General features: G+C 60.7%; 16 protein-coding genes. 14 read left to right on the forward strand and 2 right to left on the reverse strand.

Going from position 1 to position 20,841, the window contains the following annotated elements:
- Positions 1 to 83 precede the first annotated feature (83 nt).
- The gene (locus QSJ95_RS20075) at positions 84 to 293 is read left to right on the forward strand and encodes a hypervirulence associated TUDOR domain-containing protein (RefSeq protein WP_009619863.1); all 210 of its coding nucleotides are present in this window, start codon (positions 84 to 86) and stop codon (positions 291 to 293) included.
- A 12-nt stretch (positions 294 to 305) separates the two neighbouring features.
- Positions 306 to 854 carry a DUF488 domain-containing protein gene (locus tag QSJ95_RS20080; protein WP_285644818.1) on the forward strand — a complete coding sequence of 183 codons (549 nt, stop codon included), beginning with the start codon at positions 306 to 308 and terminating at the stop codon, positions 852 to 854.
- A gap of 4 nt (positions 855 to 858) precedes the next feature.
- Here QSJ95_RS20080 and QSJ95_RS20085 read toward each other — a convergent pair whose 3' ends face one another.
- Together QSJ95_RS20085 and QSJ95_RS20090 are read right to left on the reverse strand one after the other, a co-directional pair.
- Positions 859 to 1,608 carry a succinate dehydrogenase iron-sulfur subunit gene (locus QSJ95_RS20085; protein ID WP_058072347.1) on the reverse strand — a complete coding sequence of 250 codons (750 nt, stop codon included), beginning with the start codon at positions 1,606 to 1,608 and terminating at the stop codon, positions 859 to 861.
- Positions 1,609 to 1,824: 216 nt separating this feature from the next.
- A complete protein-coding gene (locus tag QSJ95_RS20090) occupies positions 1,825 to 2,796 on the reverse strand; it encodes a helix-turn-helix domain-containing protein (RefSeq protein ID WP_064582934.1) in 972 nt (323 codons plus the stop codon).
- Positions 2,797 to 3,203: 407 nt separating this feature from the next.
- Between QSJ95_RS20090 and QSJ95_RS20095 the strand changes: the two genes are divergently transcribed.
- From QSJ95_RS20095 to QSJ95_RS20150, 12 genes are all read left to right on the forward strand, one after another.
- Positions 3,204 to 4,151, forward strand: coding sequence for a class I SAM-dependent methyltransferase (locus QSJ95_RS20095; protein WP_285644822.1), 948 nt, complete (start codon positions 3,204 to 3,206; stop codon positions 4,149 to 4,151).
- Complete coding sequence (locus tag QSJ95_RS20100; RefSeq protein ID WP_285644824.1) at positions 4,148 to 5,395, forward strand: MFS transporter; 1,248 nt, start codon at positions 4,148 to 4,150, stop codon at positions 5,393 to 5,395. Before QSJ95_RS20095 ends, QSJ95_RS20100 begins: the two co-directional genes overlap by 4 nt.
- A gap of 171 nt (positions 5,396 to 5,566) precedes the next feature.
- Positions 5,567 to 6,742, forward strand: coding sequence for a molybdopterin-synthase adenylyltransferase MoeB (gene moeB / locus QSJ95_RS20105; protein WP_285644825.1), 1,176 nt, complete (start codon positions 5,567 to 5,569; stop codon positions 6,740 to 6,742).
- A 16-nt stretch (positions 6,743 to 6,758) separates the two neighbouring features.
- Entirely contained in the window at positions 6,759 to 7,169 is a 411-nt protein-coding gene (locus QSJ95_RS20110; RefSeq protein ID WP_285644827.1) for a M67 family metallopeptidase, read from the forward strand.
- A gap of 62 nt (positions 7,170 to 7,231) precedes the next feature.
- Positions 7,232 to 7,504, forward strand: a complete 273-nt coding sequence (locus QSJ95_RS20115; RefSeq protein WP_064582929.1) for a MoaD/ThiS family protein — start codon at positions 7,232 to 7,234, stop codon at positions 7,502 to 7,504.
- 88 nt (positions 7,505 to 7,592) lie between these two features.
- A complete protein-coding gene (locus tag QSJ95_RS20120) occupies positions 7,593 to 9,425 on the forward strand; it encodes a CoA transferase (protein WP_285644829.1) in 1,833 nt (610 codons plus the stop codon).
- Positions 9,422 to 11,122, forward strand: coding sequence for a class I adenylate-forming enzyme family protein (locus QSJ95_RS20125; protein ID WP_285644831.1), 1,701 nt, complete (start codon positions 9,422 to 9,424; stop codon positions 11,120 to 11,122). The genes QSJ95_RS20120 and QSJ95_RS20125 overlap by 4 nt, the downstream gene beginning before the upstream one ends.
- Complete coding sequence (locus QSJ95_RS20130; protein WP_285644833.1) at positions 11,119 to 13,164, forward strand: TonB-dependent receptor; 2,046 nt, start codon at positions 11,119 to 11,121, stop codon at positions 13,162 to 13,164. Before QSJ95_RS20125 ends, QSJ95_RS20130 begins: the two co-directional genes overlap by 4 nt.
- 62 nt (positions 13,165 to 13,226) lie before the next feature.
- Positions 13,227 to 15,611 carry a decarboxylase gene (locus tag QSJ95_RS20135; protein ID WP_285644835.1) on the forward strand — a complete coding sequence of 795 codons (2,385 nt, stop codon included), beginning with the start codon at positions 13,227 to 13,229 and terminating at the stop codon, positions 15,609 to 15,611.
- Positions 15,612 to 15,618: 7 nt separating this feature from the next.
- Positions 15,619 to 18,138, forward strand: coding sequence for a prodigiosin MAP biosynthesis aminotransferase PigE (gene pigE / locus QSJ95_RS20140; RefSeq protein ID WP_285644837.1), 2,520 nt, complete (start codon positions 15,619 to 15,621; stop codon positions 18,136 to 18,138).
- Positions 18,139 to 18,441: 303 nt separating this feature from the next.
- Positions 18,442 to 19,662, forward strand: coding sequence for an acyl-CoA dehydrogenase family protein (locus QSJ95_RS20145; RefSeq protein ID WP_285644838.1), 1,221 nt, complete (start codon positions 18,442 to 18,444; stop codon positions 19,660 to 19,662).
- A 41-nt stretch (positions 19,663 to 19,703) separates the two neighbouring features.
- Complete coding sequence (locus QSJ95_RS20150) at positions 19,704 to 20,837, forward strand: MFS transporter (protein WP_285644839.1); 1,134 nt, start codon at positions 19,704 to 19,706, stop codon at positions 20,835 to 20,837.
- Positions 20,838 to 20,841 lie beyond the last annotated feature (4 nt).

The raw sequence follows: 20,841 nt of genomic DNA on the forward strand, positions 1-20,841 counted from the left end.
TCGGCTTCGCGCATCCGGGGCGAGCTAGACTGTCCGTGCTGGCAGCGCCAGCGGTTAGCGCAACATCCTGAGGAGCCTGCACGATGACCAGGAGATTCGAGATCGGCGATCATGTGAGCTGGAATTCCGAGGCGGGCCGCGTGTCGGGGACGATCATCGCCATCCATACCCGCGACTTCGACTACAAGGGCCACCGCCATCACGCCTCGGAAGACGATCCGCAGTACGAGATCAAGAGCGACAGGACCGATCACATCGCGGCGCACAAGGGCAGCGCCCTTACCCTTGTGTGATGCGGGCGGCCCGTGAAGCTTCCGTTCTTCACCATCGGCCACTCCAACCGGAGCCTCGAGGCCTTCGTCGAGTTGCTGCGCGAGCCCGGCGTCGGGCTGCTCGTGGACATCCGCAAGGTTCCGCGCTCCGCGTCCAACCCGCAGTTCAATGCCGATACGCTTCCCGGGGCGCTGGCCGACTGCGGCATTGCCTACGAGCACCTTGCCGCGCTCGGCGGGCTGCGCGGCAAGGCCCGGGGCCTGCCGGCGCAGGTCAATGGATTCTGGGACAACCGCAGCTTCCACAACTATGCCGACTACGCGCTCTCGGAGCAGTTCCACGAGGGACTGGAGCACCTGCTGGAAGCCGGGCGCCAGCGCCGCTGCGCGATCATGTGCTCGGAAGCCGTGTGGTGGCGCTGCCACCGCCGCATCGTCAGCGACTACCTCATCGCCAGGGGCGAGACGGTCTTCCACATCATGGGGGAAGGCCGCCTGGAGCCGGCCCGGCTGACGCCCGGCGCCGTCGTCCAGGCGGATGGCTCGGTGGTCTATCCCGCGACTGGTTCGCCGCCGGCGTGAGCGGCTAGGTACCGCGCTTCAGCAGCATCCTCTCGATATGCCCGATGGCCGCCCGCGGCTTGAGCTTTTTCGGGCAGAAGGCGATGCAGTTGTAGATCGAGCGGCAACGAAACACGCTGAACGGGTCGTCCAGCGCCGCCAACCGCGCCTCGGTGGCCGTATCGCGGGAGTCGACGAGGAAGCGGTAGGCATTCAACAGGCCCGCCGGGCCGATGAAGCGCTCCGGGTTCCACCACCAGGAGGGGCACTGCGTCGAGCAGCAGGCGCACAGGATGCACTCGTACAAGCCATCCAGCCTGGCCCGCTCCTCCGGCGACTGCAGCCGCTCGATGGCCGGTGGCGGCTGGTCGTTGATGAGGTAGGGCTTTATCCGCTCGTACTGCCTGTAGAACGTCCGCATGTCGACGACCAGGTCCCGTATCACCGGCAGGCCGGGCAATGGCCGGATGACGATGTCCACCTCGCCGCGCAACGGCCTGATCGCCTGCCCGGATGGCAGCTGCCCGCCGTGGAGCAGGGTCGAGACGCTGGTGATGCAGGCCAGGCAATTGGCGCCGTTGATGTTCATGCCGTCGGAGCCGCAGACGCCTTCGCGGCAACTGCGCCGGTAGGTCAGCGTCTGGTCCTGGGTTTTCAGGTGCTCCAGCAGGTCGAGCACCATCATGTCCTCGCCCGGCTGCAGGTCGTAGGTGTAGTCCTGCAGGCGCGGCGCTGCATCCTGTTCCGGGAGATAACGGTAGATACGGACTTTCATCTCGCTCGCCTCCGGGCCGATCTCCAGTGTAGACCTTCCAGGCGATCTGGCCGGGCTGTCAAGCGAGAGTGGAGCTGGGCGTACTCGGGATAGCTCCACTCCACCTGGGTGATAAGCGTTTTGCTCGGTAATTTTGAACGGGGACGCTGCCTGGTGCGCGATAGGTACCAAGGGCTCTCCCATCGCCCGCATCAGTCCAGCTCCTGCTGGCGTTGATCAAGGCTCTACAACCCGCTTGCCAAAGAGCGCCTTGGGTGATTTGCCGTAGTACCGGGTAAAGGCGACGGTGAAGTTGTTGGCGTATTTGTAGCCCACCCGCCAGGCAACCTGGGAAACCTGCAGGCCGGTTTCCAACAGCGTGAGGGCCTTGGTCATGCGCAGTTCCAGCAGCAGTTCCGTCGGCGTAGCGTTGTACAGATAGATCATGCCGTCCTTGAGCTTGTTCTTGTTGATGCCGACGATGGTGGCCAGGTAATCGAGCGTCAGGGGCTTGTCGAGGCGCTCCTCCATCGTCTGCCGCGCCTGCTCGATACGCTCAATCTCAGCTGGCGAGAACGGGGATGCCGCGGCGCCATGTTGCGGCGCCAGCAGGCTGAATTGTTCGTTGAGCAGGCTGAGGGTGTGAATGTGCAGGTCCAGCCGCGAGAGCCGGCTCTGGCAGGGCAGCAGATGGCTGATCAGCGCATTGGCATGGGCCATCGCCGCCGGTGTACTGGCGCGGAACGCCAGACGACTGAGCTGCTGGTTTCCGAGAATCTCCGCCGCACGTTCGGAGCCCACGTATTTGCAGATCAGCGACTCATGCGCCACCACGCGCAGCTGCGACACGGTGTCATCGGCCTCATAACGCCTCTCGCCAGGAATGCCTCGAAACGAAGAGATGGTGGTATAGCCCTTCTGAAACTCCAGACAGGTGGCGTCCTGCCCTTGGTAGCAGGAGCGGCCTTTCATGCCGAGGGTGATGACCATGACCCGGCCTTCATGCGGTCCGTTGGTTTCCTCGATCAGCGGTACGCTTGGACGATAGTGCAGCCTGCCAAGACCAAGCCCTGGCTCCAGTTCGACGAAGTCATGGAAGCACTGACCGATTTCCTCGGGCAACTGCAGCCGGGTCTTGCCATCCCCCAGGACGGTGCGGGTGCGCGGCTCTTCCATTGTCAACCGACAGCAATTTTTCCGTTCGCTCACCTCTCGCCTCCCGTCCTTTCTCGGTCCCTGAAGTTTTCCGCATAGGAATTCGTGATTCTCGCATAGCAAAAATGCCAATGATTCTCATTAATGTAATGCATCATTTCCTAGGAGCCCAGACATTGCTTCTCTAGAAACAGAGAAAATCAAAGGAAAATCAATGCTTTATAAGCAATCCATCACCTGCGCGACAGAATCTGAAGAATGGGTTGCCACATGCAGAGCCCCCATGAACACAGCCAACTGCACCTATGTGATTCATGCGGTCGAGAGTTCCACCCATGGCGTCTAATCCTATTCAGAGCACCTGCTCTTCTCCGCTCGAACCACTTCCCCTTCAACCTTCCTGGGACGCGCAGTTGGCCGGCCTGGGGGCAGACGCCTTGCGCGTAGCCCTGGAGGCCAGGATGTTTGCCCAACTGGACGATTTCGTCAGCGCGTCGCAACTGGCTGAACACCTGTCATGGATACCTGCCAACACCGGCTATTTTCTTGAGCTGCTGTGGAGCATGGACGTGCTGGAGCGCCAACACCCGGGCAATGGCTGCGCGGCCTACCGCACCCGTGCAGAACTGAGGCCTTATCTGCATGCGGACTCGCCACGGTATTGCGGGGATGCCTTGCTCTATCGCCATAAGGTGCTGCGACAGGTCGGCACGCAGTTGGCCGATTTGCTGGGCGAAGGCGTCCCCTCCCCACCCTTGCCTGCCCCTGCCGCACAGCAGCGGGGCTGGGCCGAGGCGGCCAAAGTGCAGATCGCCCAAGAGCAGCGCGCAGTCACGGTCGATGTGGCCTGCGAGGTTCTTCGCCACCGGCCAGAATTTGCCCGCGCAAGGCGGATATTGGACCTGGGCGGCGGTCCCGGCCTGGTGGCGATTGCACTGGCCAAACAGCAGCCGGAACTGTCCGGCGTGGTATTCGAATACCCGGCCGTCGCCGAGGTAGCGCAGGAGAATATCGAGCGCGCTGGCCTCTCCGGTCGTTTCAGCGCACGGGGCGGCGATCTGCTGCAGGACGATTTCGGCGGTGACTACGACCTGATCTGGTGTTCGTCGGTACTGCATTTCGTGCCGGATATCCCAGCCATCCTGAACCGTCTGCATGCGGCATTGCGTCCTGGCGGGCTACTGGTCTGCTGTCATGCCGAGATCGCAGATGCCGCGCGCCAAGCCAGGCCGGTTCTGCAGTATTACCTGCACATGCGCATGCAGGGACGCCAGGTGCTGCCCGCCGGGCAACTGGCGATGCAGTTGCGACAAGCCGGCTTCGTTCGGGTCGAGCAACTGGATGAGGTCTGCTTTCCAGTCGCCCCCGTTGCCGTTCTGCTCGCCCACAAAGGAATGCCCCTGTCATGACCAGGTCCCGCCTGCTCGGCCTGCAACTGTTGTTTGGCTGGATGAATCTGGTGCTGGCGGTACCAAGCATCTATCTGATGCTCGGCATGCCCCTGGTGATGCGCCAGCATGGCTGGAGCGGTACCGAGATAGGGTTGTTCCAGCTTGCCGCGCTACCGGCGATTTTCAAATTTCTCTTTGCCGTGCCAGTGCAGCGCGTGCGCCTGGGGCGCGGACACTTCGTGCACTGGTTGCTGTTGCTCAGTGCGCTGCTGCTGGCGTTGTACTGGCTGATCGGTCGGCACAACCTGATCGGCAATCGCATGACACTGTTCGCGTTGACCTTCGCCATCAGCATTGCCGCCACCTGGGCCGATATCCCGCTGAATGCGCTGGCGGTGCAGTGGCTGCCGCGCAACGAACAACTACGCGCCGGCAGCATTCGCTCCGCAGCGCTGTTCCTGGGGGCGATCGTCGGCGGCGGCGTCATGATCATGGTGCAGTCGCGCCTGGGCTGGCAGGCACCCTTCTGGCTGATGGGTGCCGGGCTGCTGATCGGCGCCTTGCCCTTCCTGCTGTTGCGTGCACAGGCCGCACTGCCTGAACAGGCCGCGCCCTGCAACGCTCCGGCCCTGGGTGTGATGGCGGACTGGGCAGGTTTCTTCCACCAGCCGGGGGCACGGCAATGGACGCTGTTACTGCTGACCAGTTTCCCCTTCATCGGCGCAGCGTGGCTGTACCTCAAGCCACTGATGCTGGATATGGGCATGCCGCTGGAGCGCGTGGCCTTCATCGTCGGCATCGGCGGCGGCGCCACCGGCGCACTGTTCAGCCTGCTCGGTGGACGCCTGGTACCGATACTGGGCATGGCGCGGGCCATCGCCCTGTACCTGCTGGCGGCGCTGGGTGCGCTGGCGCTGTTGACGCTCACCGTATGGGCCGAACTGGGGTCGGCCTGGCTGATCGCCAGCACCATCTGCGTGGCAGCCAGCATGGGGGCGGTCTCGGCGCTGATGTTCGGGTTGACGATGTTCTTCACCCGGCGCCAGCGCAACGCCTCGGACTATGGTCTGCAAACCACGGTGTTTACCTTGGCACGCCTGGCGGTGCCGATCGCCGCCGGGGTGTCGCTCGACCGCCTGGGCTACACCGGCATGCTCCTGGTATTGACCTTGGCGGTGCTGTTTTCCTTCGCACTGGCCTGGCGGGTACGCGGAAAAGTGGAGCGCTCGACACAGTCAATACTGGAAGGCGAACGGGTTTGAAGCGCGTGGAAACGGACAGGTGCCCTTTCGGCATCATCCGAAAGCCGGGGTTCTTTCGCATAGTTTTTTGTGCCCATGCCATAGGAAGTCACAGCCAACGCCGGTTGTCATAGCCAATACCAGTAATGATAATGATTATATTTCTTATATCCACTGAATAGGAAAAGCGATATGACCCTATCTGCTCTGGTCGAGCCGGCTTCGGAATTGAGCCGTGCTGAGATCAACCGCTACAGCCGCCATCTGCTGATTCCCAGCGTGGGCGTGATCGGGCAACGTCGGTTGAAAAACGCCAAGGTGTTGGTCATCGGTGCCGGTGGTCTTGGCTCTCCAACCCTGCTTTACCTGGCCGCAGCCGGTGTGGGCACCATCGGGATAATCGACTTCGACCGGGTCGATGACTCCAACCTGCAGCGCCAGGTCATCCACGGCGTGGATAGCGTGGGTGAACTCAAGGTGGACAGCGCCAAGAAAGCCATTGCGCGGCTGAATCCCTTTGTCCAGGTGGAGACCTACACGGATCGCCTGGAACGGGACATGGCGATCGAGTTGTTCTCGCGCTTCGACCTGATCATGGACGGCACCGACAATTTCGCAACCCGCTACCTGGTCAATGACGCCTGCGTGCTGGCCAACAAGCCATACGTGTGGGGCTCGATCTTCCGTTTCGAAGGACAGGCTTCCGTATTCTGGGAGAACGCCCCGAACGGTCTGGGCCTGAACTACCGCGACCTGTATCCGGAACCCCCGCCACCCGAGATGGCTCCGTCGTGCTCCGAGGGCGGTGTATTCGGCGTGCTCTGCGCATCCATCGCCTCCATCATGGCCACTGAAGCGGTGAAGCTCATCACGGGCATCGGTGAGCCGCTACTGGGACGGCTCGTGGTGTATGACGCGTTGGAGATGCGCTATCGCGAACTTCCCGTGCGCCGGTTGCATAACCGACAGCCGATCACCGAACTGGCCGAGGACTACCAAGTGTTCTGCGGCCTGGGGTTGCCGAATGGCAGCGCAGCGGCCTCCGTGCCGGGCATCAGCGCGACGCAACTCAAGGAACTGATGGATCGGAACGAAATGCCCGTGCTGATCGATGTCCGCGAACCCACCGAGTGGGACATCGCCCATATTCCGGGAGCGATGCTGGTGACCAAATCACCCACAGCGGCCCAGACACTCAGGCAGCGATACGGGGCAGATGCCAACCTGGTGATCGTCTGCAAGTCCGGCCGGCGCTCCGCCGACGTGACCATCGAGATGCTGAAACTGGGCATGCGCAATGTGCGCAACCTGGAAGGTGGTGTGTTGGCCTGGGTGAAGGACGTAGATCCTTCGCTGCCCAGCTACTGATAAGGAGGCCAAGGAGATGGCATTGCATATCAAGCGTCGGGCGTTGGAGCAGGTTCTGGCTCATGCACGCCGCGATCACCCAATCGAAACCTGCGGCATCGTTGCGTCTTCACTGGCAGGCCAGGTAGCGACCCGGGTAGTCCCGATGCGCAACCAGGCGGCTTCAACAACCTTCTTCCAGTTCGACTCGCGGGAGCAACTCCAGGTGTTTCGCAGCCTGGAAGAACGCAACGAGTTCCACCAGGCGATCTACCACTCCCATACCGCGAGTGAAGCCTATCCGAGCCAGGATGATGTTGAGTATGCGGGCTACCCGGAGGCGCATCACCTGATCGTGTCCACCTGGGAAAGGACCAAAGAGCCTGTCCGGAGTTTCCGGGTTCTTCATGGAAAGGTCATCGAAGAGAGCATCTCCATTCTGGAGTAGCGACTTTTCCAACATTTCAACAAGGAATGCCCCAGCCGTTATTGGGGGCAAAGGAGTTCTGCATGTCGATTTCAGTGATTGTCCCCACATTGCTGCGGCCCCTGACCAATGGGGAAAAAAGAGTTTCCACCCACGGTAACTCGGTGGCAGAGGCCATCGACAATCTTGAGCGCCAGTTCCCTGGCATCAAGGCCCGGCTGGTCAACGCGGAACAGGTGCACCGCTTCGTCAATATCTACGTCAACGAAGACGACATTCGCTTTGCCGATGGACTCAACACGCCGATCAAGGCCGGTGACAGTCTGACCGTATTGCCTGCCGTCGCAGGTGGTTGATTCGTACGCCAGGACACTGCTGAAAGAATGACCCCTGGCGATTCAAAGCCAGGGGCAAGTGCAACGCTTTTGTCTCTTGGTCTTGAATATGCCGACACTCTTGAATGAATTCTCCCTGTTGCATTCAAACACAGCGTCTCTGCCGAAATGGAATGCATTGCAACTTTGCCTGATGGAACAGGCCAGATTGTTGGGTATTCAGCAGTTGTCGATTTCCCCCCCAGTGGATATGGGCAGTACTGCGTTCGTACTGCAACATCCGGCGATCTCACCCATCCAGGGCCATTACGCTTCTCCAGCCGGCTGGCTACCGAATCGACACCTCTCGGAGCTGCTACTGCAGGCGGGCAGCGGCCTCATGTCCGTGCATGGCCGTGCCAGCGGCAACGCGCAACCGCTGGGCGTGGACTATCTCTCGGCGTTGACCGCTGCCATGACGCTGCACGGCACGCTGGCCGCTGCCGTTGGACAGCTGCGCGGGGGCGTGTTCCATCAGGTTCGGATATCGCCACTTGGCTGCGGGCTACTCAGTATCGGGCAATATCTGGCAGGGGCCACGGCACCGGAAGACCGTGAGGAGTTCCAGCCTGGCTGCTCCGATCCGCAGTTGAGGCCGCCATTTCGTTCCTCTGACGGCATCACGTTCGAGCTGGAAACGCTCGACAGCTCACCATGGCGAAACTTCTGGACATCCGTTGGCATTGCATCGGAATTGGCTGGAACGGCCTGGAAAGGATTTTTGCTTCGCTATGCCAGGGCCATATCACCGCTGCCTGCTGCATGTCCCATGGCTCTGGCACGCCTGCGTTACGCAAAGATCCAGCAATTGGCAGCGCAAGCGGGCGTTGCGGTGGTTCCTGTTCGCTCCATTGCGCAACGCCATGAGGATATGGATTACCAGCAGACACTGGGTGCGCCATGGCAGTTCGAGCTTTCCCCTACGCCCTCCCGAAAGCACCGGGACATCGCAGCTCCGCCACATCTACCACTACAGGGCCTGCGCGTCATCGAATCCTGTCGGCGCATTCAGGGACCACTAGCCGGGCATCTGCTGGCACTGCTGGGCGCGGAAGTCATTCGTCTGGAGCCTCCAGGTGGCGACCCACTACGTGCCATGCCGCCCTGCGCGGCAGGCTGTTCGGTGCGCTTCGATGCGTTGAACCACCTCAAGTCCATTCTCGAGGTCGATATCAAATCCACCCAGGGACGGCAGTTGGTCTACGAGTTGGCCCGTGAGGCGGATGTCTTTCTGCATAACTGGGCTCCCGGCAAGGCCCAGGAGATGCAACTGAATGCCGAACACCTGCGCAGAGTTCAGCCACATCTGGTTTATGCCTACGCCGGTGGCTGGGGCGAGGCACCCGTCAATGCCCCCGGTACCGACTTCACCGTCCAGGCTTGGTCGGGTGTCGCCGACGCCACTGCAACGAAATGCAGTACCCGCGGCGGCTCGCTGTTCACGGTGCTGGATGTACTGGGCGGTGCGGTCGCGGCGCTGGGTGTGACGGCCGCCTTGCTCAATCGTGCGGTCACGGGCATAGGCGCTCATGTCGAAAGCTCGTTGCTGGGAGCCGCCGATCTACTGATGCAAGGCAGCGGTAAGACGTCGAGGGGTGTCCTGTCCGGCGTGTATCCCACGCAATCCGGACTGATCGCCATCGACTGCCAACACCCTGATCAACTCCAGTCGCTGGCCATGCTGCTGGATATACCTCCCGACGTGGACACCTGCCAGGAGCCATTGGCGGAGCACCTACGCACACGACCCGCTCTGGAGTGGGAAACGATGCTCAACGAACACGGTATCGGCGCCTGCGTGGTCATCGAAGACCTCAAGCAACTCGCTACCGACACCCGCATTGCCGAATGCCTGGGCCACAAGGCCTATTCCTCTGTCAACGCCCCCTGGAGCTTCCTATGAACAACGCCGGCATCATCGACTTGGTTCCCGCTGAGGTACGCAAACGTTGGGCGCGGGACGGTACCTATCCCAACCAGCCTGTATTCACGCTGTTCGCCACCCAGGCCAAAGCACATCCCGACAAGGAAGCAGTGCTGTCGCCGCAAGGTAACGTGACCTATGGCGAACTCCTGAATGCAGCCTTGCGGTTGGCCCACAGCCTTCGCGATTCAGGCATCGTGGCCGGTGACGTGGTCGCCTACCAGTTGACCAACCATTGGTTGTGCTGCGCCATCGACCTGGCGGTGGCAGCGCTGGGCGCCATCGTCGCGCCATTCCCGCCGGGACGCGGCAAGCTGGATATCCAGTCATTGGTTCGTCGCTGCGACGCTCGGGCGGTGATCGTCCCCGAAGAATACGAAGGCATCAATCTTTGCGAGGTCATTGAATCACTGCGGCCCACCCTGCTGTCCATGCGTCGGCTGATTGTTCAGGGGAAGCCCCGTGAAGGATGGGTCACGCTGGATGAGCTGTTGAGCGCCGAGCCGCTGGACCTCGACAGCCTGCCCAGAGTGTGCCCCGACTCACCGGTACGTCTGCTAGTGTCTTCCGGTACCGAGTCGGAGCCCAAGCTGGTGGCGTACTCGCACAATGCCCTGGTTGGTGGACGCGGGCGCTTCCTGCAACGCATAGCTCCGGACGGCGAAGAATTTCGCGGCATGTACCTCGTTCCGCTGGGTTCATCCTTCGGATCTACCGCCACCTTCGGCGTGCTGTGCTGGCTGGGCGGTTCACTGGTCGTACTGCCCAAATTCGACGTGGACGAAGCAATCAAGGCGATTGCAGGATTCCGGCCGAGCTTCATTCTCGGCGTACCAACCATGCTGCAGCGCATCGCCGCTCAACCGGCACTGGGTAGCATCGACAAATCCAGCCTGCGCGGTTTGATCGTCGGCGGTTCGGTCATCGACGAAGCCACTGTACGCAAATGCTGCGATGCCTTTGGCTGCGGCTTCATTAGCCTCTATGGTTCCGCCGACGGTGTTAACTGCCATAACACCCTGGACGACCCCATCGAGGTGGTGCTGACCAGCGTCGGCACGCCCAACCCAGCGGTCTGCGAGATTCGGCTGGTGAACGACGACGGCCTCGAGGTACCGCAAGGCGAGGTTGGCGAAATCACCGCCCGCGGACCATTGAGCCCGATGCAGTATGTCAACGCGCCGGAACTGGACGAGCGTTACCGCGACCCGCAAGGTTGGGTGAAGACCGGAGATCTGGGCTTTATCAACGACAAGGGTTATCTGGTACTGGCCGGTCGCAAGAAGGACATCATCATTCGTGGGGGCGCCAACATCAGCCCGATCCAGATTGAAGGTCTGGCCATGGCGCATCCCGATGTCGTCACCGTGGCTTGCGTCCCTGTTCCCGACACTGATCTCGGACAGCGGGTGTGCCTTTGCGTCACCTTGCGCGAGGGTGCGGCGAAGTTTTCCCTGAAAGCAATCACCGACTTCCTGCGCGAACAGGGGCTGGAGGTGAACAAGCTACCCGAGTACCTGCGCTTCTACCGCACTCTGCCGCTGACTCCAGCCGGAAAGATTGACAAAAAGGCACTGGCCGAAGAAGCACGCGAGTTGGGCATTCCGGGCCCTTATCCCCCTGAGCCGGAGCGATCGACGCTCGAACTGAACCACAGCTCAAGGGAACACGCATGAAGAAATCAGCACGCCCCCCTCTCGGAGATACTCTTGGCCAGTTGACCATGGTGGCCTCGGTTTTGATCTCTGCGTTATCGCCTGGATCGCAGTTGGCATTTGCAGCGCAAGGCACGGATGTGGAGTCGGAGCCCAGGACTCTGCCGGAGATCACCATCACGGCAGAAAAAATCGAACAGCCGCTGGAAAAGGTACCCGCCAGTGTAGCGGTGATCGATGGCTGGGACGCCGAGCAGTCAGGCATCACCAGCCTGAAGCAACTTGAAGGACGAATTCCCGGTCTGTCATTCCAGCCGTTCGGGCAAGCGGGTATGAATTCACCCGTCATGCGCGGGCTGACGGCCAACTTCAATAGCTTCTCCACTTCGACACTGCTGCTGGTCGATGGCGTTCCCACGCTGACAGCGCAGGGATTCGAGAATGGCATGCTGGACCTGGATCGCATCGAGGTCATTCGCGGTCCACAATCCACGCTGTATGGCCGCAACGCCGAGGCCGGCGTGATTGCCATCCACAGCCTGCCGATGGACGCCACGCCAAGAGCCAGCGTGTCAGCGGAAGCAGGCAGCCGGGATAAGCGGGTCACGCGCTTTGCGCTCAGCCAGCCGCTGGTGGACAACCTTTTATATGCCAGCGTATCGGGCAACTGGTCGAGCCAGGACGGCTTCATCGACAACACCCATACGGGACACGAAGAGGACGATCGCGAGCAGAAAAACCTCAACCTGGGGCTGCGCTGGACGCCGACGGTGTCAACGGACGTGGTCATGCGCTACGCGCGTCAGGCATACGACGATGGCGCTTCCCTCTGGGGCTCGCCCAGCGCGCCAAGAACGCATGTTGCTTCCGGAACGCCGAGTTGGAATCACTCCGAAGGGCAGACATTGTCCCTCAACGTCCAGCATGAGCTCGCTTCCGGCCTGCAGTTGCATTCGGTGACGGCCTGGAACGACTTCGAGGACCGGATTCAGCAGGACACGGACTTCATGCCAATCGACGCCCTGCACGTCGGTCGCGACAATCACCTGCGCACGTTATCCCAGGAGCTCCGCCTGGAAGGACTGCTTGGCGAGTCCAGTTGGCTAGTTGGCGTCTATGGAGATCACAGCGACAACGATCTGCACAGTACCAGCAAGACCATGATGGGGCTGTCGGACGTGCGCGCAGATCAGGAAAGCAATACCGCTGCCCTGTTCACCCACTGGAACATCCCTCTGTCAGCCAACTGGTCCCTGGCTACCGGAGCGCGTATCGAACGCAACGAAGTGGAACTGCGCCCGCAAGGATCCGCAAGCCAGAAAAAGGGCTGGACGCACGTATCACCCAAACTCGCATTGCAATACCAGATAACCGCCAATCACCAATGGTATGTGAGTGCCAGCCGAGGCGTTCGCACAGGCGGCTTCAATGTTCTGGCCCCCACCCTGGGTTATCTGCCCTACGACCCGGAGAAGAACTGGTCCTATGAAACCGGCCTCAAGGGCTGGCTTCTCGACAGGCGTATTCGCTACTCGCTGGCCGCCTACATCATGGACATCGATGACATGCAGGTCATGCAGATGCCCACCGTGGGCATGATGTACATCACCAGTGCCGCAACGGCGACGTCCAAAGGTGTCGAGCTGGATATGGACTACCTGCTCGGCGTTGGCTGGCAATTCAAGAGCGGGCTGGCCTGGAACCGCACGCGCTTCGACCACTTCCGGGATGGTGCTGCCGATTACGACGGCAAGCACAACCCGTTCGCCCCGGATCTGACTGGGTACATCGGCATCCGCTACGACGCGCCACAGGGCTGGTATGCGCAAGCCAGCGTGACAGGCAGCAGCAAGGTCTATCTGGATGCAGCCAACCAGTACGAACGCAACGGTTATGCCCTGGTGAACCTGGTGGCCGGCTACCAGCGCGGCAGCTGGGAAATCGCGGCCTATACCGACAACGCTACCGATCAGCGCTACGACGCAGTGGGCTACCAGAACGGCTTCGTCACCGTCTACAGCCCACCGCGTGAAGCGGGCCTGCGATTGACATGGCGTCTGTAAACGGAACGGTCGGAAGCCCACCGGATGGGGCAGTGGCACCAAGCCAGAGAGGACGCGGGCATATGCAGCAAGAGAGACGGAAGATCGGAGTTTTCCTGGTCAGCCAGGATAAAAAATTGGCACTGGACTTGGACATGGTATTGGAAAGCGTGAACGGTCTGCTCAATGGCAATACCGACACGCCATACGATGTGCCATCGGACGACGAGTGCTTCCCCTATTGCCAGATTTTCGCGCAGGCGTGCCGATACTTGCGCTCACAACGCAAAGACAAGCTTCCCACCTTGTTTTCGCGGTGTTTCAGTTCGATGGCAACGGCCTGCCAAGCCCTGTCGACTTACGACCGGACGTTATCTCCAGTCGAGTGCGTGTTGCTGGATACGCGACATGAAGAGCCGCTCGATGACGACCCCTTCCTTCCGCTTACGCTGCAACAGCCACCGACCCGGCCCTCCCCTTGCTCCGCAATGCTGCTGTGCGAGGAAAAGGTCCTGGGCAAGTGGATGTGCCGGCTGGGAGGCAACCGACTGGTGCGAGTGCCTCATTCCAATCCGTGGCAACGCCGTGCCGATATCCTCCGGCTGATTCTGGATCATCTGGAGCATGCCCATTTCAACCGCATGCTTGCGCGCGCGAACCATAAAACCAACGGTCATGTGACGCTGGCACACCAGATTCATCACCTGATGACTGAACGCTGGGGTAATCAATGGGATTTCCACTTCTACACGGGTTCCATGGTCGCCGGCTTCATCGACTCGATGAAGACCCTGCTGCAGGGGACGGAAAACCGCTGCCTGACCGGTAACAACGAACACTCGTTAGCCGTGAGCGCGCTGGCCGGCTGGCAGTTGTATGGCCGTGCCTATGTCATGGCCATGACCTCCGGCATGATCGACGAAGCACGTGGCACCCTGGCAAACCTCAAGCGTGCGGCGGCCCCCGGGATCATCGTCTGCGCCGACTCTCCGGAAACGGTCTGGTATCCATTCCAGGGTACGCTCGATGCCGACGGCGACGGACATGCAGTTATCGCAGCACGCGGCTTATGGCATGGGTTCATGCGCACACCCGATGACATGCCAACTTGCCTTGTGAATGCTTTCCAGACGCTCGACGAGCGCCCGGCCCCAACGTTTGTCCTGGCGACTCAGAACGTGCTGGAATCGCAGTCGAAAATCCCAGCAATCGTGACGCAACGCCCCTCCCCCAAGATAGCCATGCTTTCTTCCGCGCAATGCGAACGGCTGGATCAGGCGGTGGCCGCAATCAACCACGACAATGCTCGGATGCTGTGGCATTGCGGCCGGCTCACGTCGGACGAGCGGAAGCAGATTCTTCGCCTGGCTGAAAAGGCCGGCATCGCCCTGGTGGACAGCATCATTCATCCGGGAAGCGTGCCCGCTTTCCGCGATGGCGTGCCCGTACCGAACTATCTGGGACCGCTTTCCATGTATGGATTCAATCGTGCGGTCTATGAGTTCCTGGAAGCACAAAGTTCTGACGAGGAAGGCATGCCCTGGCTCTTTTTCCTCAAGGGCAAAGTGGAACAATCCGCTACCCCGTATTCGGAAGGCAAACTCAAGCGCAACTTCCGCATTGGCCAGGTCAACTGCAATAAGGCGCATCTCTCGCCATTCACACTGCTGGGGCTGGACGTTCGGTTGGCGGACTTCCTGAACTATCTCGAACCACGTCTAAACGTAGCCGACGCAGTACTGCGTCAGCGTCGGGCGCGACTCGAACAATTGCGAAAGCTGCCGGCAGCTCAGCCAAGCGACCTGATCGAGACAATGCCGATGACCCCCAATTATTTCTTCCATCAGTTGGGACAGTTGGTGGTCGACCTGATCGAGTCGCAAGGCTATCGCTATACCGGGATCTACGACGTTGGTCGTTGTGGTTTGTCGGCACTGCGCAACGTGGCACGCACCGATCCCGGTTTCTCCGGTTGGTATGGCCGGGCCTTGATGGGAGACGGCCTGATGTCGCTGCCCTACATCTCCCTGAAGAACGAACGCAATGTGCTGGCGTTCATCGGTGACGGTGCTCGCGCAGTGGTGCCGAATGTGGAGCAGCGCCTGGTTAGCTCGTCGATCCGTGGCGTGGCTGGGCGTGGTGGCAATGTCACCGTTTTCTATCTGAGCAACGGCGTGCTCTCCATGATTCAGACCTATCTGGACAAACGCTACACGCTGAACGGCTGCAGCCAGGTCAACGTGCCATTGACGGAGTGGAAGGACGAGTCCGTCGAGCACGTTGGAGGCGGTGTGAGGGTTCATCGCCGCGTTATCCGACGGTTCTGCCCGGAACTTCTAGGCGAGGCCTTGGTGTCTCCGCGCCGCGTCAATTTCTTCGATGTCTGGCTTGGGCACAACTCGGAGGGCGATGGCTTGAGCCTGATCTCGGAAGAGTCTTGGAGTCGCCTGCGTACTCATGGGGAGTGAACACATTATGAAATTCGGATTTATCGCCCATCCTACCACCCGGGACTTGCTGCATCAGGTCAAGCTGATCGATATGGCGGGCCGCATGCTTGAAGATCAGGCCAATGGCTACGACGCCGATCACTGGCGTCGCCGCAATTTGGTTCCGTTCCTTGAGTTCACCCGCATCGTGAGTGCCAGCGGATCGCAATGTGAAGGCATCTTGCAGTTCATGCCATTGACGGCCGAGCAGATGTTGAGTCAGCCAAGGCGCATCGCCGAGCGTGTCGTCGAAGGTGTCAATGCGCTCAAGGACGAGGGGGCAGAACTTGTAGGACTGGGTGGCTTCACGTCCATCGTTGGCAATCGTGGCCTGCAGACACTGGAGCGCACGCAGATTCCGGTGACGACGGGCAACTCGTTGACCACGTATGCCACCTATAGGAATTTGCTGGACGTCCTATCCACGCTGGAAATCCCGCCAGAACAAGCAGAGATCGCCGTTCTCGGGTATCCCGGTTCGATCGCGCTGGCCATTGCTTGCCTGCTGGCACCATTGGGATGCCGGTTGCGACTGGTGCATCGCGGCGCAAAACAGCAGATCGATACGTTGCTGGAGCACCTGCCACCGCAATTCCATCGACAAGTCTCGTTGCATGCCGATCTGGAGGATTGCTATGACCAGGTCCGGCTGTTCGTTGCCGCCACCTCCAGCGGTGGGCTCATCGACTCCCGGCGACTGGCTTCCGGTAGCGTGGTTGTGGATGCCGCCCTGCCAAAGGACATGCAGCCGGGCTGGGAAAAACGCGACGATATCCTGGTCATTGATGGCGGACTGGTATCGGCGACCGATGCGGTCAGCTTTGGGACGATGGCTCTGGACCTGGGGCCCAAGCGCAACATCAACGGTTGCCTGGCCGAAACCATGATACTGGCCTTGGAGGGCCGCGCCGAGCCATTCTCCATCGGCCGTGAACTGCCCGCTGACAAGGTTCTCGAGATCGGCCGCATCGCAGAGAGACATGGCTTTCTGCCTCACCCCATGACGAGCCGTGGCGAAACGGTGGATGAAGCTCGGCTCCGTGACTTGCGGCTATTCCACGGCACCAGGCCGCCAGCGGCGGCATACGACTTGAATGCCGACTCCCAGGAACTTCGCTCAGAAGTACTGCGCTGCTTCGGCACGCACATCAACCCCGTTCTGCGTGAATTCTACGAGTTCAATCATGTCGAGCGCGTCTTCAACCATGGCCAAGGCTGTTGGCTGACGGATCTGGACGGCCGCCGTTATCTGGACTTTGTGGCGGGATACGGCTGCCTCAATACGGGCCATAACCATCCGGAGATATCAGCCAGACTGCAGGATTACCTTACACAGCAGCATCCCACCTTCGTGCAGTACCTGTCTGCGCCGCTGCACGCCAGCCTGCTGGCAAAACGTCTGGCCGAGTTGGCTCCAGCCGGGCTGGAGCGCGTTTTCCTGAGCAACTCGGGAACCGAGGCCGTGGAGGCGGCATTGAAGCTGGCCTTGGCCGCCAGCGACAAATCCACGCTGCTCTATTGCACCAATGGCTATCACGGCAAGACGTTGGGAGCCCTGTCCGTGACAGGACGAGACAAGCACCGCCAGGTGTTCGAACCACTGCTGCCGCGCTGCGAGGAGATTCCTTTCGCCGATGTTTCCGCATTGCGAAACCGGCTGCTCAGGGGGGACGTCGCGGCCTTCATCGTGGAGCCGATCCAGGGCGAAGGCGGCGTCAGCATGGCCCCGGATGGCTATCTCAAGGTCGTAAGGGACCTGTGCACCGAATATGGATGCCTTTGGATTCTCGACGAAATCCAGACCGGACTCGGCCGTACCGGCAAGATGTTCGCTTGCCAGTGGGAAAATGTCGCGCCCGATATTCTGGTGCTATCCAAATCCCTGTCGGGTGGTCTGGTGCCTATAGGCGCAACGCTGTCATCGAAAGACGTCTGGCAACGCGCATACGGCAATATCGATCGATTCGCATTGCACACCTCGACGTTTGGCGGTGGGAATTTTGCAGCAGCCGCTGCCCTGGCCGCACTGGACGTGATCGAGCACGAGGACCTTCCCGGCAATGCCGCCCTGGTTGGCGCACACCTGCGAAACGGACTGGAGGCACTGGCCCGCAAGCACTACTTCATCAAGGAGGTGCGTGGACGAGGCCTGATGATCGCTATTGAGTTCCAGAACGACGTCTCGGACGGCATTGAAGCTTTCGTGCGCGATATGACCAGCCGGATGCCCGCCAAAGCCGCAGCGACCTACCGAATGATGCCCATCAAGGCCCGTGAACACCTGGAAGCGGCCATGCGGGAGCTTGAGTCCACACTGGCAGACATGTTCGTGCTGCGCATCATGACCAAGCTCTCCCAGGAGCACGGCATCCTGACCTTCGTGACGGCTAACAACAATCGTGTCATGCGGATTCAGCCGCCTCTGGTTCTGTCATTGGCAGAGGCTGATCGCTTCATTCAAGCATTGAGTGAGGTCTGCAAGGATCTCTCGACTTTTGAGTCATGAGCTCATCCACCAGGAGTGCTTGCGGTATGCCGACTGGAACATTCCAAGAGATGGCACCGCCTATCAAGGGCATGACGCGCCGCCTGCGTGGTCGCAGTGGAATGTGCGCTGGACAGGCCGGCCAGCATCAACTTCGCTGCCGAAAAGACGAGCATCGAGTACAGCCCGAGCAGCACCACGCCACAACAACTGATCGAACGCATCCAACACGCCGGCTTCACCGTGCTCCGTTGAAAGCACGGGGCTTCATTTTGACTGACGGTCTGGTCAGCACCTTGCGACAAGATCACGGAGGTATTCGCCATGAACGACGTGGTAACAGCCGAATCGCCAGTGATGGCACTGGCACGTCGTGTGCGTCAGTTTGTTGATGAGCAAATATTGCCCCATGAAACTCGCCTGGCTGCGGAGAACGATGAAGCCAAGGCGCTGACGCGGGAGCTGTCGACGTTGGCCAGGGCTTCGGGCGTGTTCGGCATTTTTTATCCGCTGGAGCATGACGGGCGACTCGCCAGCCTGGTCGATTACATTCAGGTGGCAGAGCAGGAAGGGCGCTCGGAATATGCGCCGGGCATTCTGGGCGCCGATGCAACGCTCGATGCCTACATGCTCAAGCGCCACGCCAGCCCTGCGGTCAAGGAGCGCTTCCTCCAACCGCTGGTGCGGGGCGAAGCCATTTCCAGCTACGCCATGTCGGAGCCAGAAAGCATCGGCTCGATTCCCGCGACGATGACCTGTCGGGCCGAGCTGCGGGATGGGTGTTGGCATGTCAACGGACGCAAGTGGTTCATCTGCCGTTCGCAGGTCGCGAATTTCGCGACCGTGGTGGCACGCACTGCCGAAGGTCCAGTGACACAATCCCTCTCCATGATCGTGGTGCCGACCGAGACTCCAGGTTTCGAGGTGGTGCGACCGCTGTCTCTGCTCGGACGTTGGCAAGGCCAGGCCGAGCTGGCCTTCAATAACGTGCAACTCCCACAGGACCACGTCCTGGGCCTGCCCGGCCAGGGCATTGCCCTGATGCAGGAGCGATTGGGACTAGGGCGACTGCTGCGCTCGGCACATTGGCTCGGCCAGGCACAACGCTGCTTCGATCTGATGTGCCAGCGCATTCACTCTCCCAAAGGCCAACTGGCAAGGCTGGCGGACAAACAGCTGGCGCGGGCGCGGGTCTACAAGGTGTATCGCAGCATCGCAGCGGCACGCGGCCTCGTACTTGACGCCGCCTCCAAGTTCGATGCAGGCATCAGCAACAGCATTGAGGTCAACCTGGCCAAACTGGCCGCATCGGACGCCGTAAGCGAGGCCGCCGATAGCGCAATCCAGATCATGGGAGCCGAGGGGCTGGGCGACGGGACACCACTCTCCGGCATCTACCGGGGAGCCAAGACCACACATATTCTGGACGGGGCAGATGACGCTCTGATCAGTACCATCGGTCGACAGTTGCTGACAGCAACTGCGCCAGGAACTCCGTTCGATCCGTCCTCCCCTTCCCTGCACCTATCCAGGGCCTCGGAATGAACGCTGAGCCCCAACATCCTGCCTCGTTGGCTGGACTCCCCATGCTGCTGATGATGGCGATGGGCATGCCGATGATGATCTTCTATGCCATCGGTATCCTCGGCCCGTACCTGATTACCGACTTGGAAATCTCCCGCCAGCAGTTGGGCTGGTTGACCACCAGCACCTTCGGACTTGCCGCTATCCTGTCGCCGTGGGCGGGCGCATTGGTTCAACATATAGGAACGCGCACAGGACTGGTAAGCATATTCCTGTTGGTGGGCCTGTCCTTTTCGCTGATGGCAATCCTGCCCGGCTTCGGCGGATTGATCACTGCATTGTTGCTTTGCGGCATTGCCCAGTCATTGGCAAACCCGGCCACCAACCAGGCCATCGCCCAAGGCGTACCCGCCTCCCGCAAAGCCGGGGTCGTTGGCCTAAAGCAATCGGGCGTCCAAGCTTCCGCATTGCTAGCCGGTGTGGCGCTTCCCCCCTTGGTATTGATGTGGGGATGGCGTGGTGCGTTGGCAACCTGGGTGCCGGTGGCATTGGTTATGGCCGCATGGGTAGCCCGCCGGGTGCCTGTCAGACCAAGGGCAGCGCAACGCCGTTCCTTGCACGTGTATGTACCCAATGCCTGGCTGTCGATGCTAATGGCCATTCAACTTTGTGCTGGTCTGGCACTGTCCTCTTTCATGACCTTTCTCGGGGTATATGCCAACCAGGCGGGTGTGTCAGCCAGCGCCATCGGAGCCATGGTCGGCTGTTTCGGCGTCATGGGGATTCTGTCCCGGGTGCTGCTGACTCCCATCGCTGACAGATTGAAGGATGAAACCGTTCTGCTCGGTACGCTGTTCGTACTCGCTGCCCTGACGTTGGCGGTTATGCGCCAGGCCAACGCACAACAGCACTGGCCGCTCTGGCTGGGTGTTATAGGAATGGGCTTGACCGTGGTCGCCAGCAACGCGATTGCGATGAGTATGCTACTGCGGGATGAGCGATTCGGCGGAGCAGCCACCTCGGCGGGCATGCTATCGGTTGGGTTCTTCGGCGGTTTCGCTATCGGTCCTCCTGCATTCGGGTGGCTCTTGGCCCACACACAGGACTTCGCAGCCGCCTGGTTGAGCTTGATCGGTGTTTTGATCGCAGGCGGTGTTCTTTGCTTGCTGTTGCTGTGCATGCGCCATAGGGAATGATCCG

The organism is Pseudomonas sp. NBRC 100443, assembly GCF_030268185.1.
Classification (GTDB): Bacteria; Pseudomonadota; Gammaproteobacteria; order Pseudomonadales; family Pseudomonadaceae; genus Pseudomonas; species Pseudomonas citronellolis.

Excerpts from the sequence above, each read along its gene's own strand:
- QSJ95_RS20115 (WP_064582929.1), top strand. The coding sequence starts at position 7,232 with ATGTCGATTTCAGTGATTGTCCCCACATTGCTGCGGCCCCTGACCAAT.
- QSJ95_RS20110 (WP_285644827.1), top strand. The coding sequence starts at position 6,759 with ATGGCATTGCATATCAAGCGTCGGGCGTTGGAGCAGGTTCTGGCTCAT.
- pigE (WP_285644837.1), top strand. The coding sequence starts at position 15,619 with ATGAAATTCGGATTTATCGCCCATCCTACCACCCGGGACTTGCTGCAT.
- QSJ95_RS20125 (WP_285644831.1), top strand. The coding sequence starts at position 9,422 with ATGAACAACGCCGGCATCATCGACTTGGTTCCCGCTGAGGTACGCAAA.
- QSJ95_RS20120 (WP_285644829.1), top strand. The coding sequence starts at position 7,593 with ATGCCGACACTCTTGAATGAATTCTCCCTGTTGCATTCAAACACAGCG.
- QSJ95_RS20100 (WP_285644824.1), top strand. The coding sequence starts at position 4,148 with ATGACCAGGTCCCGCCTGCTCGGCCTGCAACTGTTGTTTGGCTGGATG.
- moeB (WP_285644825.1), top strand. The coding sequence starts at position 5,567 with ATGACCCTATCTGCTCTGGTCGAGCCGGCTTCGGAATTGAGCCGTGCT.
- QSJ95_RS20150 (WP_285644839.1), top strand. The coding sequence starts at position 19,704 with ATGCTGCTGATGATGGCGATGGGCATGCCGATGATGATCTTCTATGCC.
- QSJ95_RS20075 (WP_009619863.1), top strand. The coding sequence starts at position 84 with ATGACCAGGAGATTCGAGATCGGCGATCATGTGAGCTGGAATTCCGAG.
- QSJ95_RS20145 (WP_285644838.1), top strand. The coding sequence starts at position 18,442 with ATGAACGACGTGGTAACAGCCGAATCGCCAGTGATGGCACTGGCACGT.
- QSJ95_RS20085 (WP_058072347.1), bottom strand. The coding sequence starts at position 1,608 with ATGAAAGTCCGTATCTACCGTTATCTCCCGGAACAGGATGCAGCGCCG.
- QSJ95_RS20135 (WP_285644835.1), top strand. The coding sequence starts at position 13,227 with ATGCAGCAAGAGAGACGGAAGATCGGAGTTTTCCTGGTCAGCCAGGAT.
- QSJ95_RS20095 (WP_285644822.1), top strand. The coding sequence starts at position 3,204 with ATGTTTGCCCAACTGGACGATTTCGTCAGCGCGTCGCAACTGGCTGAA.
- QSJ95_RS20130 (WP_285644833.1), top strand. The coding sequence starts at position 11,119 with ATGAAGAAATCAGCACGCCCCCCTCTCGGAGATACTCTTGGCCAGTTG.